The organism is Salinivibrio sp. IB574, from assembly GCF_001996205.1.
In the GTDB taxonomy this organism is placed as follows: Bacteria; Pseudomonadota; Gammaproteobacteria; order Enterobacterales; family Vibrionaceae; genus Salinivibrio; species Salinivibrio proteolyticus.
The window spans coordinates 57,967-74,729 of sequence record NZ_MUFN01000003.1; the positions used below are offsets into that span (position 1 = coordinate 57,967).

At 52.1% G+C, this 16,763-nt stretch carries 12 protein-coding genes and 1 pseudogene; 10 read left to right on the forward strand and 3 right to left on the reverse strand.

What is annotated here, in order from left to right:
* The first annotated feature begins 108 nt into the window (after window positions 1–108).
* The 4 genes from guaB to tadA all read left to right on the forward strand — a co-directional run bounded on the left by guaB (window position 109) and on the right by tadA (window position 5,696).
* Window positions 109–1,572 (forward strand): IMP dehydrogenase, encoded by a 1,464-nt coding sequence (gene guaB / locus BZJ17_RS02305; protein ID WP_069590671.1) that lies wholly within the window; start codon window positions 109–111, stop codon window positions 1,570–1,572.
* Window positions 1,573–1,667: 95 nt separating this feature from the next.
* Window positions 1,668–3,245 carry a glutamine-hydrolyzing GMP synthase gene (gene guaA, locus BZJ17_RS02310; protein ID WP_077639636.1) on the forward strand — a complete coding sequence of 526 codons (1,578 nt, stop codon included), beginning with the start codon at window positions 1,668–1,670 and terminating at the stop codon, window positions 3,243–3,245.
* A 271-nt stretch (window positions 3,246–3,516) separates the two neighbouring features.
* Window positions 3,517–5,079, forward strand: coding sequence for an AbgT family transporter (locus BZJ17_RS02315; RefSeq protein WP_077478915.1), 1,563 nt, complete (start codon window positions 3,517–3,519; stop codon window positions 5,077–5,079).
* A 98-nt stretch (window positions 5,080–5,177) separates the two neighbouring features.
* Entirely contained in the window at window positions 5,178–5,696 is a 519-nt protein-coding gene (gene tadA / locus BZJ17_RS02320; protein ID WP_077455538.1) for a tRNA adenosine(34) deaminase TadA, read from the forward strand.
* On the opposite strand, the gene BZJ17_RS17270 is transcribed toward tadA, so the two are convergent.
* The gene (locus BZJ17_RS17270) at window positions 5,693–5,854 is read right to left on the reverse strand and encodes a hypothetical protein (protein ID WP_167314748.1); all 162 of its coding nucleotides are present in this window, start codon (window positions 5,852–5,854) and stop codon (window positions 5,693–5,695) included. The two genes, tadA and BZJ17_RS17270, sit on opposite strands and share 4 nt — an antisense overlap.
* A gap of 7 nt (window positions 5,855–5,861) precedes the next feature.
* Window positions 5,862–7,343 (reverse strand): membrane-bound lytic murein transglycosylase MltF, encoded by a 1,482-nt coding sequence (gene mltF, locus BZJ17_RS02325; protein WP_277868773.1) that lies wholly within the window; start codon window positions 7,341–7,343, stop codon window positions 5,862–5,864.
* A gap of 351 nt (window positions 7,344–7,694) precedes the next feature.
* On the opposite strand from mltF, the gene purL reads away from it, so the two are divergent.
* Both purL and glnB read left to right on the forward strand, forming a co-directional pair.
* The gene (gene purL, locus BZJ17_RS02330) at window positions 7,695–11,585 is read left to right on the forward strand and encodes a phosphoribosylformylglycinamidine synthase (RefSeq protein ID WP_077639637.1); all 3,891 of its coding nucleotides are present in this window, start codon (window positions 7,695–7,697) and stop codon (window positions 11,583–11,585) included.
* Between the two features lie 148 nt (window positions 11,586–11,733).
* The gene (gene glnB, locus BZJ17_RS02335; RefSeq protein WP_069590688.1) at window positions 11,734–12,072 is read left to right on the forward strand and encodes a nitrogen regulatory protein P-II; all 339 of its coding nucleotides are present in this window, start codon (window positions 11,734–11,736) and stop codon (window positions 12,070–12,072) included.
* 83 nt (window positions 12,073–12,155) lie between these two features.
* Here the strand turns inward: glnB and BZJ17_RS02340 are convergent.
* Window positions 12,156–12,564, reverse strand: a pseudogene (locus tag BZJ17_RS02340) (YitT family protein).
* Between the two features lie 518 nt (window positions 12,565–13,082).
* Here BZJ17_RS02340 and glyA point away from each other — a divergent pair.
* The 4 genes from glyA to BZJ17_RS02360 all read left to right on the forward strand — a co-directional run bounded on the left by glyA (window position 13,083) and on the right by BZJ17_RS02360 (window position 16,761).
* On the forward strand, window positions 13,083–14,333 hold the full coding sequence (gene glyA / locus BZJ17_RS02345; RefSeq protein WP_077639638.1) for a serine hydroxymethyltransferase: 1,251 nt from the start codon (window positions 13,083–13,085) through the stop codon (window positions 14,331–14,333).
* A 183-nt stretch (window positions 14,334–14,516) separates the two neighbouring features.
* Window positions 14,517–14,966 carry a transcriptional regulator NrdR gene (gene nrdR, locus BZJ17_RS02350; protein WP_069589271.1) on the forward strand — a complete coding sequence of 150 codons (450 nt, stop codon included), beginning with the start codon at window positions 14,517–14,519 and terminating at the stop codon, window positions 14,964–14,966.
* The gene (ribD, locus tag BZJ17_RS02355; RefSeq protein ID WP_077639639.1) at window positions 14,963–16,096 is read left to right on the forward strand and encodes a bifunctional diaminohydroxyphosphoribosylaminopyrimidine deaminase/5-amino-6-(5-phosphoribosylamino)uracil reductase RibD; all 1,134 of its coding nucleotides are present in this window, start codon (window positions 14,963–14,965) and stop codon (window positions 16,094–16,096) included. The genes nrdR and ribD overlap by 4 nt, the downstream gene beginning before the upstream one ends.
* Before the next feature lie 2 nt (window positions 16,097–16,098).
* Window positions 16,099–16,761, forward strand: coding sequence for a riboflavin synthase (locus BZJ17_RS02360; RefSeq protein WP_077639640.1), 663 nt, complete (start codon window positions 16,099–16,101; stop codon window positions 16,759–16,761).
* Window positions 16,762–16,763: the final 2 nt, after the last annotated feature.

Here is a 16,763-nt window from a genome sequence, read left to right on the forward strand (position 1 = left end):
ATAAATGAAAATTCTCAGTAAAAACCTGTAGCCAAACGTTTGCGCTATACGTATAATGCTGCGGCAATATTTTGTTCCCCTTCACAAATTTTGGTGTGAGATATTGCAATGCTGAGAATCGCGAAAGAAGCGCTAACCTTTGACGATGTACTCCTCGTCCCTGCCCATTCCACTGTTCTTCCGAACACTGCGGATCTGCGAACCCAACTGACTCGTTCTATTAGCCTGAACATCCCTGTTTTATCAGCAGCGATGGATACGGTGACAGAAGCTCGTCTGGCGATTGCACTTGCGCAAGAAGGTGGCCTTGGTTTTATCCACAAAAACATGACCATTGAACAGCAAGCTGAGCAAGTTCGCTTGGTTAAAATTTACGAAGCGGGCATGGTCACTAACCCTGTGACAGTGACGCCAGAAATGACCATTGCGGATGTGAAAGCACTCACCGAACGCAACGGTTTCGCCGGCTATCCAGTGGTTAACGCACAAAAAGAGCTTGTCGGCATTATCACCGGCCGTGATGTACGTTTTGTGTCTGACTTGAGCAAGCGTGTTGATGAAGTGATGACGCCGAAGTCGCGCTTAGCCACGGTGCAAGAAGGTGCCGATCGAGAACAAGTTCAGCAAATGATGCAGCAGCACCGCGTAGAAAAAATCTTGGTCGTCAATCAAGACCACCACCTAAGCGGCATGATCACCGCAAAAGACTTCCAGAAAGCAGAAAGCAAACCAAATGCCTGTAAAGACGAGCAAGGTCGTCTGCGCGTGGGTGCCGCCGTCGGTGCTGGCGCGGGCAATGAAGAGCGTGTGGCCGCCTTGGTGGAAGCCGGTGTTGACGTTCTTTTGATTGACTCATCACATGGCCACTCTGAAGGCGTGTTACAACGCATTCGTGATACACGCGCCGCGTATCCAAACCTGCAAATCGTGGGGGGTAACGTTGCCACGGCAGACGGTGCTCGTGCCCTGATTGAAGCTGGTGTTGATGCCGTTAAAGTAGGGATTGGTCCAGGGTCGATTTGTACCACCCGTATTGTGACCGGGGTTGGCGTACCACAAATTACTGCTATCAGTGATGCAGCAGCGGTTGCGCAGGAATATGGTATTCCGGTCATTGCTGACGGTGGCATTCGCTTCTCGGGCGATATGTGTAAAGCGATTGCCGCTGGCGCATCCTGTGTGATGGTTGGCTCCATGCTGGCAGGAACGGAAGAATCACCGGGTGAAGTTGAGCTTTACCAAGGCCGCGCGTACAAATCGTACCGTGGTATGGGATCGGTGGGCGCGATGTCAAAAGGCTCATCTGACCGTTACTTCCAAAGCGACAATGCTGCCGACAAATTGGTCCCAGAAGGCATTGAAGGCCGCGTAGACTACAAAGGCATGATGAAAGAAATCATCCACCAACAAATGGGCGGTTTGCGTTCATGCATGGGTCTGACTGGCTCTGCCACCATCAACGATTTACGCACCAAAGCGCAATTTGTTCGCGTGACTGGCGCGGGCATGAAAGAGTCACACGCTCACGATGTGACCATCACCAAAGAAGCGCCTAACTATCGCCTCGGATAATGTATGGCGGTGTGGCTTAAGGGTCACACCGCTTTCTATTCGTCCAAGAGGGCTGACAACGCCCCTTTGTTCCACTTAATTGAGAAAGCCAGATAATGACCAAAAACATTCATGCTCAACGTATTTTGATCCTCGACTTTGGCTCCCAGTACACGCAACTGATTGCACGTCGTGTCCGTGAAATCGGAGTGTATTGTGAGTTGTGGAGCTGGGATGTAGAAGAGCAAGATATTCGTGATTTTGCCCCTGATGGCATCATCCTTTCCGGTGGCCCTGAAAGTGTCGCTGAAGCTGGCTCACCGCGTGCGCCTGAGTATGTCTTTAATGCTGGCGTGCCGGTGCTTGGCGTATGCTACGGCATGCAAACCATGGCTGAGCAACTGGGCGGTAAAGTGGCCGGCTCTGAGCACCGCGAATTTGGTGATGCCCAAGTTAAGCGTGTTGCCAACAGTGCTTTGTTTGATGGTATTGAAGATGCGATCGCAGAAGATGGCACCGCGCTATTGGATGTGTGGATGAGCCACGGTGATAAAGTGGTCGCTATCCCAGAAGATTTCGTCAAAATCGCTGAAACCGACACCTGTCCGTTTGCGGCGATGGCTAACGAAGAGAAGCGCTTCTACGGCGTACAGTTCCACCCGGAAGTCACGCATACTCGCCAAGGCAAACGCATGCTAGAGCAGTTTGTGATGAACATCTGTGGTTGTGAGCGCCTATGGACTCCTGCATCTATCATCGAAGATGCGGTTGAGCGTATTCGCGAGCAAGTCGGTGATGATGAAGTGATCCTTGGCCTATCTGGTGGCGTTGATTCCTCAGTAGTGGCAATGCTGGTTCACCGCGCGATTGGCGACAAGCTCACGTGCGTATTTGTGGATAACGGCCTGCTACGCCTTAACGAAGGCGAGCAAGTACTGGAAATGTTTGGTGACCACTTCGGCCTCAACATTGTCCATGTCAACGCCGAAGACCGCTTCCTTGACGCGCTGAAAGGCGAAGCTGACCCTGAAGCTAAGCGTAAAATCATTGGCCGTGTGTTTGTTGAAGTATTCGACGAGCAAGCCACCAAAATGAAAAACGCCAAATGGTTGGCGCAAGGCACCATCTATCCGGATGTGATTGAATCAGCAGCCTCGAAAACCGGTAAAGCACACGTGATTAAATCGCACCACAATGTGGGCGGTCTTCCGGAAGAAATGAAAATGGGCTTAGTTGAACCGCTCAAAGAGCTGTTCAAAGACGAAGTCCGTAAGATTGGCCTTGAACTAGGCCTGCCTTACAACATGCTTTACCGCCACCCATTCCCAGGGCCTGGCCTTGGTGTGCGTGTGCTGGGCGAGATCCAAAAAGAATACTGTGACCTTTTACGTCGCGCGGATGCAATCTTTATCGAAGAACTGCGCAACGCCGATCTGTACGATAAAGTCTCACAAGCCTTTGCGGTTTTCTTACCGGTACGTTCCGTTGGCGTGATGGGCGATGGCCGTAAATACGATTGGATCATTGCCTTGCGTGCTGTCGAAACCATCGACTTTATGACCGCGCACTGGGCACACCTGCCATACGATTTCCTTGGCAAAGTGTCGAACCGCATTATCAACGAAGTCGACGGCATCTCCCGCGTGGTTTACGACGTCTCCGGCAAACCGCCAGCGACGATTGAGTGGGAATAATCGTTTGAGAAAGTAAAACGTCAGATTAACGACATAAAGCCCATGCCTAGCGTGGGCTTTTTTGTTTCTAAATGTTTCAGGGTTATCCCTTCACTGCGGTTTTTTGTCCTGAAAAGCAAATATATCTGACGGTTAACATTTTGCTAACAGGTTGATGTGTAGCTAACTATGCTGATTTTTGCTTTACTGGGGCCGATATTTCATTAATTTGTCATTAAAGGCAGCGTCAGGGCATGTGCTGTGGCGACATTGAAACAATATGGAGTGAGCTGTGAGCAGTCAACTTAGTCAGTCAGCGGATGCTGACGGCCCGCGAGGGTTAGACCGGTTTTTAAATATGATTGAGCGGGCAGGAAACCGTATTCCTGATCCGGCACTGTTGTTTTTCTGGGGCTTGATTACCGTTTGGGTACTGTCGGCCATTTTATCGCAAGTTGAGTTCGATGCCGTTCACCCGCTGACGGGGAATGCGGTGCAAGTGAACAACTTACTGACCGGCGATGCGCTCGCACACTTTCTAGCCAACATGGTTAGCACTTTTACTGGTTTTGCGCCGCTGGGCATTGTATTGGTTGCGATGTTAGGGGTGGGGGTGGCTGATCAGTCAGGCTTTATCACCACCGGCCTCAAGAAAATGTTGAGTGTGACACCGAAGCAAGCGCTTACACCAATGCTGATTTTGGTAGCGATTGTATCCCACACTGCCGCAGATGCAGGCTATGTGCTGGTGATCCCACTAGGCGGGATTATCTTCCATGCGGCGGGACGCCACCCATTGGCGGGGATTGCCGCCGCGTTTGCCGGTGTCTCGGGTGGGTTTTCAGCGAACTTTATTCCGTCTGGCATTGATCCTTTACTCGCTGGATTTACCGAATCAGCCGCTCACGTATTGGATGATACCTATCAGGTGAATCCACTCGCAAACCTCTACTTTACCGGCCTGTCATCGATTTTGATTGTGGCATTAGGCTGGTTTGTGACCGAGAAAATCATTGAACCGCGCCTTAGCCGCACGCCGATTGATGAGGATGCTGAAGACGCTCCTGACCTTGGTTCATTCACGGCGATTGAAGGTAAAGCGTTTAACCGCGCAGGCTTGGCCATGTTGGTGGGAATTGCTGCGCTTGTTGCTGCTGCTTGGCCGGAAACATCGCCACTTCGCTCTCCGTCAGGGGAACTGACCGCATTTGATGCGCCGATTATGCAATCAATCGTACCGCTGATTTTCGTGCTCTTTATTATTCCGGGCATTGTCTACGGCAAAACCGCAGGTACCTTTAAAACCAGCCAAGACGTAATCAAATCCATGTCGGATACCATGGCGACTATGGGGGCGTACATGGTGATGGCGTTCTTCTGTGCGCAATTTTTGGCTGCATTTACCCAATCCAACATTGGTACTTTGTTAGCACTCAACGGCGCTGAGTTGCTGCAATCGATGAAATTGCCGGGTGAAATGACGATTGTGGGTATGATCTTGCTCACCGCCATGGTCAACTTACTGATCGGGTCGGCATCGGCAAAATGGGGACTGATTGGTCCGATTCTCGTACCAATGCTCATGGTTGTCGGCATTTCGCCTGAGCTATCACAAGCGGCGTATCGTGTGGGTGACTCTGTCTCTAACATTATTTCGCCATTGATGGTGTTCTTCCCGCTAGTGGTGGTGTATTGCCAGCGCTATGTGAAATCGACCGGGATTGGCACTGTGGCTTCGTTAATGATCCCATACTCCATCACTATGCTGGTGGGCTGGACGCTTTTCCTTCTGGCTTATTGGGCGGTTGGGTTGCCGTTGGGCATTCAAGCAAGCTATCAATACTTGGTTCAATAACGCGTTCCTACGTGACGACAGACAAGCCGGCCTTCGAGCCGGCTTATTTGTGTCGTATACTTGGCGCCATCTCAATGGGTGAAGTTACAGGGTTTTGAATGAGCGAGTTGCAAACGCCATCAAACGAGCACGAAAAATACATGCGCCACGCCATGACGCTGGCGGAAAAAGCCGAGCAAGAGGGTGAAGTGCCGGTCGGGGCTGTGGTGGTGTACCAAGGGGAGATTATCGGGACCGGATGGAACCGTTCAATTACCCAACATGATGCCTCTGCGCATGCGGAAATCATGGCACTGCGCCAAGCAGGTCAAGTGCTGGGGAACTATCGCCTGATTGATGCTGACTTGTATGTCACTTTAGAGCCTTGTCCAATGTGTGCTGCGGCTATGGTACATAGCCGTATTCGCAACGTGTATTTTGGCGCCTCCGACCCTAAAACCGGTGCGGCAGGATCGGTGATGAACTTGCTCAGTTACGAGGGCGTGAATCATCACGTGGCATCGCAAGGGGGGGTGCTTGAGGATGCTTGCCGTGAGCAGCTTCAAGCGTTTTTTCGTCGTCGCCGAGCCGAAAAAAAAGCCGCTAAAAAAGCGGCTCGAGAGCAGGGCGAGGGTTAAAACGCATCGTCAAAGGCGGCGAACTCGCGGATGGCAAACGTACGTTGTCGCCAAAGCACTTTCTTGTGCATATTTTGACGCATGCGCTTACGCCGGTTAGCGGCGGAAATCGTGTTTTTACGGAAGTTACTTCTCACGAGCCGTTTTCTCGGAACCATACTGCCCTCATTGCTGTTGCTGGTTAGCGTCGCTTTGTGGTGACGTTTCGTCAGTGTCTGTGACGGTTTCAGACTCTTGCTCAGGCGCTGGCGCAACAATGGTTTGTAGGCCGCCTAAGTCTTCAACCTGCTCATTGTCGAGCGCTTCAATATGCGCTTTTTCATAGCCTAGAATACTTTGATAATAACGGCGGATATTTTCGACGTAGCTTAACGCCTCGTATCCACGCGCATAGCCGTAGCGTGTTTGGGTATAGTATTGGCGCTTGGCAAGCATGGGCAGACGCTTTTTCACATCACTCCACGAGTTAGGGTTGGCCCCTTGTGCCTCCGTGAGGCGGCGTGCATCCATCATGTGGCCAAAACCGATATTGTACGAGGCAAGCGCGAACCAAATACGTTCGTGCGGGTTCACGCTATCCGGTACGCGTTCCAATACCCGTTGCAGATAAAGGGCGCCGCCTTTAATGCTCTGCTCGGGATCAAGTCGGTTGCGTACGCCGACAGATTTTGCGGTCGGTAAGGTCAGCATCATCATGCCGCGCACACCAGTCGGTGAAATAGCGCGCGGGTTCCAATGTGATTCTTGATAAGACAGGGCGGCGAGTAAACGCCAGTCAAATTCATTGGCGTATTTTTTAAATAGCGGCTCCCACTTGGGCAGTTTGCTCTCAATCGCGCGCAAAAAGGCGCGGGTATCGACGTAATCAAACTGATCCACGTGACCAAAGTATTTCTCTTCCAAAATCGTCAGTTCACCGCTTTGAGCAAGGTCACCAAAAAATTCCACCATCAGGGCGTAAACGCTGCTATCGCCTTGCTTTTTCATAAACCAAGCGACTGGTTCGTCTTCGCTCAGTTCCATCGCGACGGTGATATCAGGGTGGGTGCGTTGGATCAGCGCAATGTCGACGGAGTCAGCAATGGTAAAGTCGATGTCACCATTCGCGACTTGTTTTAGGAGTTCGTCGTCATCGGCATCTTGGACGACTTGCCAAGACAGTGCAGGATGGGCTTGTTTCAGTGATTGCAATGTTAAGTCATGACTGGAGCCTTCAACCACTGCCATTACAGCATCATCTCGGTTGAAATCATCGACATCACGCGGTCGCCAGTGGCCATTTTTATACACTACTTGTTGGCTAACAAAATAGTACGCAGGACCGGGGCGAAAGGCGTCAAGGCGTTGCGGTGTGATGGTCAGGCCCGCGGCAATAATGTCGACATCGCCGCGCTCAAGGGCGGGAAAGAGCCCGGAGAGCGTGTAGGTAGGCGTCATTTCCAATTTTACGCCCAGCTTATCGGCAAAGCGCTTGGCTAAATCATAATCTAGGCCGGTTGGGCCATTAGGGCCGATGTAATAAGAAAGCTGATTATTGAGTGTGCCCACTCTTAGCACGCCGCGATCGCGGATTTTTTCGAGAGTCGTACGGTCATCAAAATGCCAATCACAGCCCGCCAAAGGCAGGGTTAGCAGCAAAAGGGCCACGCAGGCAATCCAAGATGGCAGAGTAAATCGACGCTGTCTCAAAGGCTGTTGCTCTTGTTGCGGGCCGGCGTGAAGACACAGGCCGTGATCAATGGACCCTCCATTCTACGTGAATAGGCGTCCGACCGATAGAGGGGAAATTTTTTGCGCAAACGGTTGCGTCAGGTGTGTTGCCCGTGAGGATTTTCCCCTATAATGGCCGCCGCTTGCTTAAAAGGCCAGCAAAAAATGGGCGTAAACCTGCAGAGAGCAAAGGCTGCCAGTGTGAGTTGTGATACCCAAGTTTACATGCCAACGCGTGTTAATTTGGGTATACCCCTTTCACTAACTGCTAACGAGAGACGTACGCACATGGATATTTTGCGTGGTTCCCCCGCACTGTCTGAGTTTCGTGTCAATAAACTGCTGGCTAGCTGTCAAGCGCATCAGTTGCCAGTTACGGCACTGTATGCTGAGTTTATTCACTTCGCTGATTTGCATCACCCCTTGGATAGCGCGAGTCGCGAAAAGCTCGAAAAGTTGCTGACTTACGGGCCCACTTTACCGCCGCATGCGCCTGAAGGGACGCTGTTTCTCGTTACGCCTCGTCCCGGCACCTTGTCGCCGTGGTCATCCAAAGCAACCGATATTGCCCATAACTGTGGCTTGGACGCGGTGAAACGCTTGGAGCGCGGTACGGCGTACTATATTCAGTTATCTGCTCCTTTGACCAGTGAGCAACACGCAACCTTAACCGGATTGTTGCACGATCGGATGATGGAAGCTGTGTTCAGTGAGCTTGAGGCTGCCGCGGTGCTATTCGAGCAAGCGGAACCTGCGCCGATGCATAGCGTAGACATTCTCTCAGGTGGCCGCGCCGCCTTAGTCGAGGCCAACCAAGCCTTAGGGTTGGCACTGGCAGAAGATGAAATTGACTATCTGGTCGAGAACTTCACCCAGCTGGGGCGTAATCCTAACGACATCGAACTGATGATGTTTGCGCAAGCCAACTCAGAGCATTGCCGACACAAAATTTTCAACGCCGACTGGACCATTGATGGTGAAAAACAGCCTAAATCGCTGTTTAAAATGATCAAAAACACCTATGAGCAAACCCCAGATAACGTGCTGTCGGCGTATAAAGACAACGCAGCCGTGATGACGGGCTCAAGCGTTGGGCGCTTTTTCCCCAGCCCTGATAGCCACACTTATCAATATCACCATGAGCCGGCTCATATTTTGATGAAGGTGGAAACCCACAACCATCCTACCGCGATTTCACCGTGGCCAGGCGCGGCAACAGGCTCTGGCGGTGAGATTCGTGATGAGGGGGCAACCGGTGTCGGAGGCAAACCCAAAGCAGGATTGGTCGGTTTTTCCGTCTCTAACCTCAAAATTCCGGGCTTTATTCAGCCGTGGGAGCGCGATTATGGTAAGCCTGAGCGCATTGCCACTGCGCTCGATATTATGCTGGAAGGCCCGCTAGGCGGCGCGGCGTTTAACAACGAATTTGGCCGACCTAACTTGCTGGGTTATTTCCGCACCTATGAGCAATTGGTGACCTCACATGCCGGTGAGGAAGTACGTGGCTATCACAAACCCATCATGATCGCCGGTGGGATGGGTAACATCCGTGACGGCCATGTGCAAAAAGGCGAGATTGACGTGGGCGCCAAACTGATTGTGTTAGGTGGTCCGGCGATGAACATCGGCCTTGGCGGCGGTGCAGCATCGTCGATGGCATCAGGCCAGTCGGCGGAAGACTTAGACTTTGCCTCGGTACAGCGTGAGAATCCAGAAATGGAGCGTCGCTGCCAAGAGGTGATTGATCGTTGCTGGCAGCTTGGCGACGATAATCCTATTGCCTTTATCCACGATGTGGGCGCAGGTGGCCTGTCCAATGCGATGCCAGAGCTGGTCGATGATGGCGGCCGCGGTGGACGCTTTAATTTGCGTGACATTCCTAATGATGAGCCGGGAATGAGTCCGCTCGCTATCTGGTGTAACGAGTCACAAGAGCGTTATGTCTTGGCGGTTAAACCGGAAAATATGGCGCTTTTTGAAGCCTTGTGCGAGCGTGAACGGGCGCCGTACGCGGTGATTGGTGAGGCCACCGATGCGCGTCATCTGTCGCTTGAAGACAGCCACTTCGACAATACTCCTATCGACATGCCGATGGATATCTTGCTGGGTAAAGCGCCCAAAATGCACCGAGATGTGACGCGTCAGCAAGTGACAGGTACAGTGCTTAACACCCAAGGCATTGAGCTAGCGGAAGCCTGTGAGCGTGTTTTACGCTTGCCGGCGGTGGCGGAGAAAACCTTCTTGATCACCATCGGTGACCGTTCGGTGACCGGACTGGTTGCGCGTGACCAAATGGTCGGCCCTTGGCAGGTACCCGTCGCTAACTGTGCGGTCACGGCGGCCAGCTATGACAGTTATCACGGCGAGGCGATGGCGATGGGTGAGCGTACCCCAGCTGCCTTGCTCGACTTTGCTGCTTCTGCCCGTATGGCGGTCGGCGAAGCACTTACCAATATTGCCTGTGCCGATATTGGTAGCCTGACTAACATTAAACTGTCTGCGAACTGGATGTCCGCGGCAGGTCATCCGGGCGAAGACGCCGGCTTGTACGAAGCGGTTAAAGCCGTGGGCGAGGAGCTGTGTCCTGAGCTGTCACTGACCATTCCGGTGGGTAAAGACTCGATGTCGATGAAAACCCAGTGGCAGCAAGACGGTGAAAACAAAACCGTCACCGCGCCGATGTCGCTGATTATCACCGCCTTTGGCCGCGTGGAAGATGTGCGTCGTACCGTGACCCCACAACTGCGTACCGATAAAGGTGATAGCCACTTGATTGCGATTGACCTCGGTGAGGGCGCGCAGCGTCTGGGCGCAACCGCGTTGGCTCAGGTTTACCACCAATTGGGCGATAAGCCTGCCGATGTCACCAGCAGCGCCCGCCTAAAAGGCTTTTTCAATGCGATGCAAACCTTGGTAGCAGAGCAAAAGCTACTGGCGTATCACGACCGAGCCGATGGCGGACTGTTCGTCACCTTGGCGGAAATGGCGTTTGCCGGTCACACCGGTATTGACGTGGATATCGCCCGTTTAGGCGACGATGCCTTGTCGGTGCTGTTTAACGAAGAACTGGGCGCGGTGATCCAAGTGGCAGCGCAAGATCTCGAGCGTGTTAATGCGGTGTTGGATGAACATCAATTAACCGCATGCAGCCACCTGATTGGCGGCTTAAGCGATAGCGATGAGATTATCTTGCGTCACAGTGAGGCGCCTATCTATCAAGCCAGTCGCCAGCACCTGCGTCAGATTTGGGCTGAAACCACGTATCAGATGCAAGCGCGTCGCGATAATCCGGACTGTGCCCGCCAAGAGTTTGACGCCAAGCAGGCGGCCGATCCTGGGTTGCACGCCAGCCTGAGCTTTGACGTGCATGAAGATATTGCTGCGCCATATATCGCTACCGGTCAACAACCGACGATGGCTATTTTGCGTGAGCAAGGCGTGAACTCGCATGTGGAAATGGCCGCCGCCTTCGATCGCGCTGGCTTTAACGCTGTGGACGTTCATATGAGTGATATTCTCTCAGGACGCGTCAGTTTGGACGGTTTCCAAGGGCTGGTGGCCTGTGGCGGTTTCTCTTACGGTGACGTGTTAGGCGCTGGTGAAGGTTGGGCGAAATCAATTCTGTTTAACAGCCGCGCGCGCGATCAATTCAGTGACTTCTTTACGCGTGAAGATACCTTGGCACTTGGCGTGTGTAATGGCTGCCAAATGCTATCGAACCTGCATGAACTGATCCCAGGCGCCGCACACTGGCCACGATTTGTTCGTAATGAGTCGGAGCGCTTTGAAGCGCGCTTTAGCCTGGTGGAAGTGCAATCAAGCCCATCCGCCTTCTTTGCTGGGATGGCGGGTTCACGGATGCCCATTGCGGTATCGCATGGTGAAGGACGCGTTGAGGTGCGTGATGCAGAGCATCTAGCGGCTATTGAGGCGTCAGGCACGGTGGCGTTGCGTTACACCGATAATCACGGCCAGCCAACACAAGCCTATCCTGCCAACCCGAATGGCTCACCCAATGGCATTACCGCGCTGACCACTGAGTCGGGTCGCGTCACCATTATGATGCCGCACCCTGAGCGGGTATTCCGTACGGTTGCTAACTCTTGGCACCCTGATGATTGGGGCGAAGACAGTGCGTGGATGCGCATGTTCCGCAACGCGCGGGTCACACTGGGATAAGCCTTATACCAATCAAAGCCGCCAATCTATGGCGGCTTTTTAGTGATAAGCGTGAATCGATGGATGATTTTTTATCCGGCTGCGATACAATTTCAGCTAAACAACTGATCCATCAGGACCGGCTGCGGCCAACGAGAAGGATAACGGAATGAAAAAAATTGAAGCCATCATCAAGCCATTTAAACTCGATGACGTACGCGAAGCACTTGCCGACGTGGGCATCACGGGGATGACTGTCTCAGAAGTAAAAGGTTTTGGTCGTCAGAAAGGTCATACTGAGCTTTACCGTGGCGCTGAATACATGGTCGACTTTCTGCCTAAGGTCAAGTTGGAAGTCGTGGTCGCGAATGATGTCGCAGAACAGTGTGTTGAAACCATCATTGATACCGCACAAACCGGTAAAATTGGTGATGGTAAAATCTTTGTCTTCGATGTTGAACGCGTGGTGCGTATCCGTACCGGTGAAGAAGACGAAGAAGCGATTTAATATCGCGAGTTGGACTAATACGGTAAGCAACAAAAAGCCAAGCGTGATGCTTGGCTTTGTTGTTTGTGTGGCGTGGTGATTGACTACGCGCTAGGGTTGGCCGGATGCGCTTGATAACGACCCGGCTTATGATTCATCGCCAAAACTAAGTTGAGCACAATCGCGCCAACCACCGACCACATCAAGAGATTGAGGTCGATGAGGAAGAAAGACAATGCCAAGATGGTACAGTCGATGCCCATCTGTAGTTTTCCTGCCGAGATCCCAAACTTGTCCTGACAATAAAGCACCAGTACGTTAAAACCAGTTACACAGAAAGTACAGGGTGCCGAAGGAAAGGTCAGTAAATTGGCTGACTAACAAAGCAAGGCCAGTCGTCCCGCCGGTTAACAGTCCGGCCTGTTGCAAGAAAAACACCCCTTGTGCGACGAGAAACGCCCCAGAGGCAATGGCGATCACATCTTCTTTTAAGCTGTGTTGATATCGGCTCACACGGCTTCTCCCTACATAAACAGCAACAAAAAGTCCGCCAAAACCCAACTGGGGCGGCGGTTAAATAAGGTTAATGGGAATTGCGGGCGCGGATTTTATCGCCAAATGAAAGTAATAAAAAGTCAGCCAAGTAAATCACTGGCTGATAGGATGTCAGCAATTTGATACTCGCGTGTAAATTGTTTACAGCGCACAATCTGCGTTTCTGTATGGCGGACTAATCTGGCACAACCGACGTATAAAAAAAACGGCCGATTGACACTACCTGTTACAGTGGTTTTTTTGTAGAATGACGAACGCAGTAATGGCGGTAGCGTAAACGTTTGCGTCGGGCTTTTAAAATGCCGACTTTTCCGCCTGTTTGCCTTGGTTTAGTCACTTTAAATGTGTAAGGCGACTAACCCAAGGTGTGGCGCACTATGCCATATCAAAACCATTCGAGCTATCGGGCCAACTTGGGTACGGATAGCATTCGCTTTAAGGGTAATAGCCCGCCACCATTGAGTCAGGAGAGACAAATGCTAAAGCGTGACATGAAGATTGCGGATTACGATCCGGCACTGTTCGCAGCCATTGAAGAAGAAACGGCTCGTCAGGAAGAACACATTGAGCTGATTGCGTCAGAAAACTATACCAGCCCACGCGTCATGGAAGCGCAAGGCTCTCAACTGACCAACAAATATGCCGAAGGCTACCCCGGCAAGCGTTATTACGGCGGCTGTGAGCATGTCGATAAAGTGGAAGCTCTTGCGATTGAGCGTGCGTGTGAATTGTTTGGTTGTGAATATGCTAACGTGCAACCTCACTCTGGCTCACAAGCTAACAGTGCTGTGTATATGGCGCTGCTAAACCCAGGCGATAAGGTTTTGGGCATGAGCTTGGCGCATGGTGGCCACTTAACGCACGGCTCTCCTGTCAACTTTTCAGGCAAACACTATGAAGTGGTTGCGTACGGCATTGATGAAGCGGGTAAGATTGATTACGAGCAAATGGAACAGCTCGCGCTGGAACATAAGCCGAAAATGATCATTGGTGGTTTCTCTGCCTATTCGCAAGTGGTGGATTGGAAGCGTATGCGTGAAATCGCCGACAAAGTGGGCGCTTGGTTCATGGTGGACATGGCACACGTTGCTGGTTTGATTGCAGCAGGCGTGTATCCAGATCCATTACCGCATGCACACGTGGTCACCACCACCACCCACAAAACCCTTGCAGGGCCGCGCGGCGGTTTGATCCTGTCTAATGCGGGTGAAGACCTCTACAAAAAGCTCAACTCTGCAGTGTTCCCAGGTGGCCAAGGTGGCCCACTGATGCACGTGATTGCGGGTAAAGCTGTCGCGTTTAAAGAGGCGATGGAACCTGAGTTTAAAGCCTATCAAGCGCGCGTGATTGATAACGCCCGTGCAATGGTGAAGGGGTTCCAAGCACGCGGTTATAACATCGTGTCAGGGTCAACCGACAACCACTTGTTCTTGGTTGATTTGATTGACAAAGAGATCACTGGTAAAGAAGCGGATGCTGCGCTCGGTGCCGCGAATATCACAGTGAACAAAAACAGTGTGCCGAACGATCCACGTAGCCCGTTTGTCACCTCAGGCATTCGTGTGGGGACACCAGCGATTACACGCCGTGGCTTTACCGAGCAAGACGCTGAACAGCTCGCGCATTGGATGTGTGATGTGTTAGACAACATCAACAATGAGCAAGTGATTGCTGAAACTAAAGAAAAAGTTCAAGCCATTTGCCGCCGCCTACCGGTTTATGCGTAACCGGTGAGCGTTGTAAGTGAAACAGCAAAGGCGCCTTCAGGCGCCTTTTTTGTGCGTGGTTAGCCACCGATTCTTAGCGAAATCAGCTTTGCGCACAGAATCGTTACAAACTCGCCGTTTGCAGGCTTTTTCATAATCGCAAATCGGTTACACTAACGGGATGATATTGAGGAGGCTAGCCCCATGCACTGTCCATTCTGTGGTGCAACCGACACCAAAGTGATCGATTCTCGACTCGTCGCCGATGGCCATCAAGTTCGTCGTCGTCGCCAGTGTTTGGCGTGCGCAGAACGTTATACCACGTTCGAAACGGCAGAGCTGGTGATGCCACGCATCATCAAAACCAATGGTAATCGTGAGCCTTTTGACGAAGAAAAGCTGCGCGGTGGCATTCAGCGCGCACTGGAAAAACGGCCTGTCAGTGCGGACGATATTGAAAAAGCGATCAACAGCATTAAATCACGCCTTCGCGCGACCGGTGAGCGAGAGATTAGCTCAGCCTCGGTTGGTAACTTAGTGATGGAAGCACTCAAAGAGCTCGATAAAGTGGCGTATATCCGTTTTGCCTCTGTCTATCACAGCTTTGAAGATATTCGTGAGTTCGGTGAAGAAATTGCACGGTTGCAAAAATGAGTAACAACCAACGCGATAACACCATGATGGCGCGCGCACTCGCGCTTGCCGCTCAAGGGCGCTTTACCACGACCCCGAATCCGAATGTGGGCTGTGTGATTGCGCATGGTGACGACATTGTTGGTGAAGGGTTTCATCTTGCTCCCGGCGGGCCACATGCCGAGGTACACGCTTTAAAGGCGGCGGGGGAACGTGCACAAGGGGCGACAGCTTATGTCACCTTAGAGCCTTGCTCTCACTATGGTCGCACGCCACCGTGTTGCGATGCCTTAATTGCCGCTAACGTCAGTCGCGTAGTGTGTGCCATGCAAGATCCCAATCCTCAAGTGGCAGGGAGAGGCATCGCGCGCTTACAAGAAGCAGGTATTGAGGTGGTCGTCGGTGTGATGGCAGAGCAGGCCAAGGCGCTAAACCCCGGTTTTATTAAGCGAATGCTCACCCAAATGCCGTATGTACAGCTTAAGCTGGCAGGAAGCCTCGATGGCCGGACCGCCTTAGCCAATGGCCAAAGTAAATGGATCACCGGTGAGTCTGCACGCGCCGATGTGCAAGCGTTTCGTGCTCAAGCTAGTGCCATTTTATCGACCAGCGCCACGGTATTGGCCGATAACCCCAGCCTCAATGTACGCCAAAGCCAACTTCCTCGAGCCACACTTGATGCTTATCCGCAATCGACTGTGCGCCAACCGACACGTGTTGTGCTAGATAGAGACAATAAAACTTCACCGGATGCAACCGTCTATCAGCTTGACGGTGATGTGATCCGTATTGTTGATTCACCGAGTAATCATGCGTGGCCGGATAACGTGCAAGAATGGGTGATGCCCGATGCGTCACTCACCGCTATCCTTCGCGCATTGGCGGAACATGACATTGACAAAGTGTGGGTCGAAGCGGGCGCAAGGCTAGCGGGTCAGCTTCTCACTGAATCGTTAGTCGATGAACTGATTGTTTACCAAGCCCCCGTCTTGTTAGGAGGCGATAGTCGCCCCTTGGTTGCTTTAGATGGGATGCAACGGATGGACGATGCACCGCGCTTTCACTTTAATCACGTGACGAGGATCGGTGACGATGTTCGCTTAACCGCCATGCTCTCTGAGCATGCCGTGATCACGCAAGAGTACGAATAACGATGTTTACTGGAATTATCGAAGCGGTAGGCCGAGTAGAACGCTTGACTCGCCGCGGGCAAGACATGACTTTGACTATCGACAGTGGTGAGCTTGATCTCTGTGATGTCAAACTGGGTGACAGTATCGCCACCAATGGGGTGTGCTTGACCGTGGTAGCATTGAGCGCAACGGGCTACAGCGCAGATGTGTCATCTGAAACCCTTGCGCGTTCATCACTAGGGCACTTGTCGGTCGGAGACAAGGTCAATCTTGAAAAGGCGATGCTACCCACCACGCGATTTGGCGGCCACATGGTGGCGGGCCATGTTGATGGCCTTGGTGAAGTGACATCAGTGAACCAAACCGGCCGCGCGTGGGAATACTGGATTAGATTACCGTCTGAGCTCGCCAAATATGTGGCATTGAAAGGCTCGATCACGGTAGATGGGATTAGCCTGACGGTGAACGATGTCAATGGCAGTGCATTTAAGCTCACCATCGTGCCGCATACCGCTGAACAAACCACGATTCAAACGTTTGCCCCTGGTCGCAAAGTGAACATCGAAGTTGATGTGATCGCCCGTTACCTTGAGCGATTAATGCTCGGTGACAAGGCGGCTGAACCCACACAACCAACGGGAGTCAGCCTTGATACGCTGGCCCGTTCCGGCTTTTTGAAATAAGG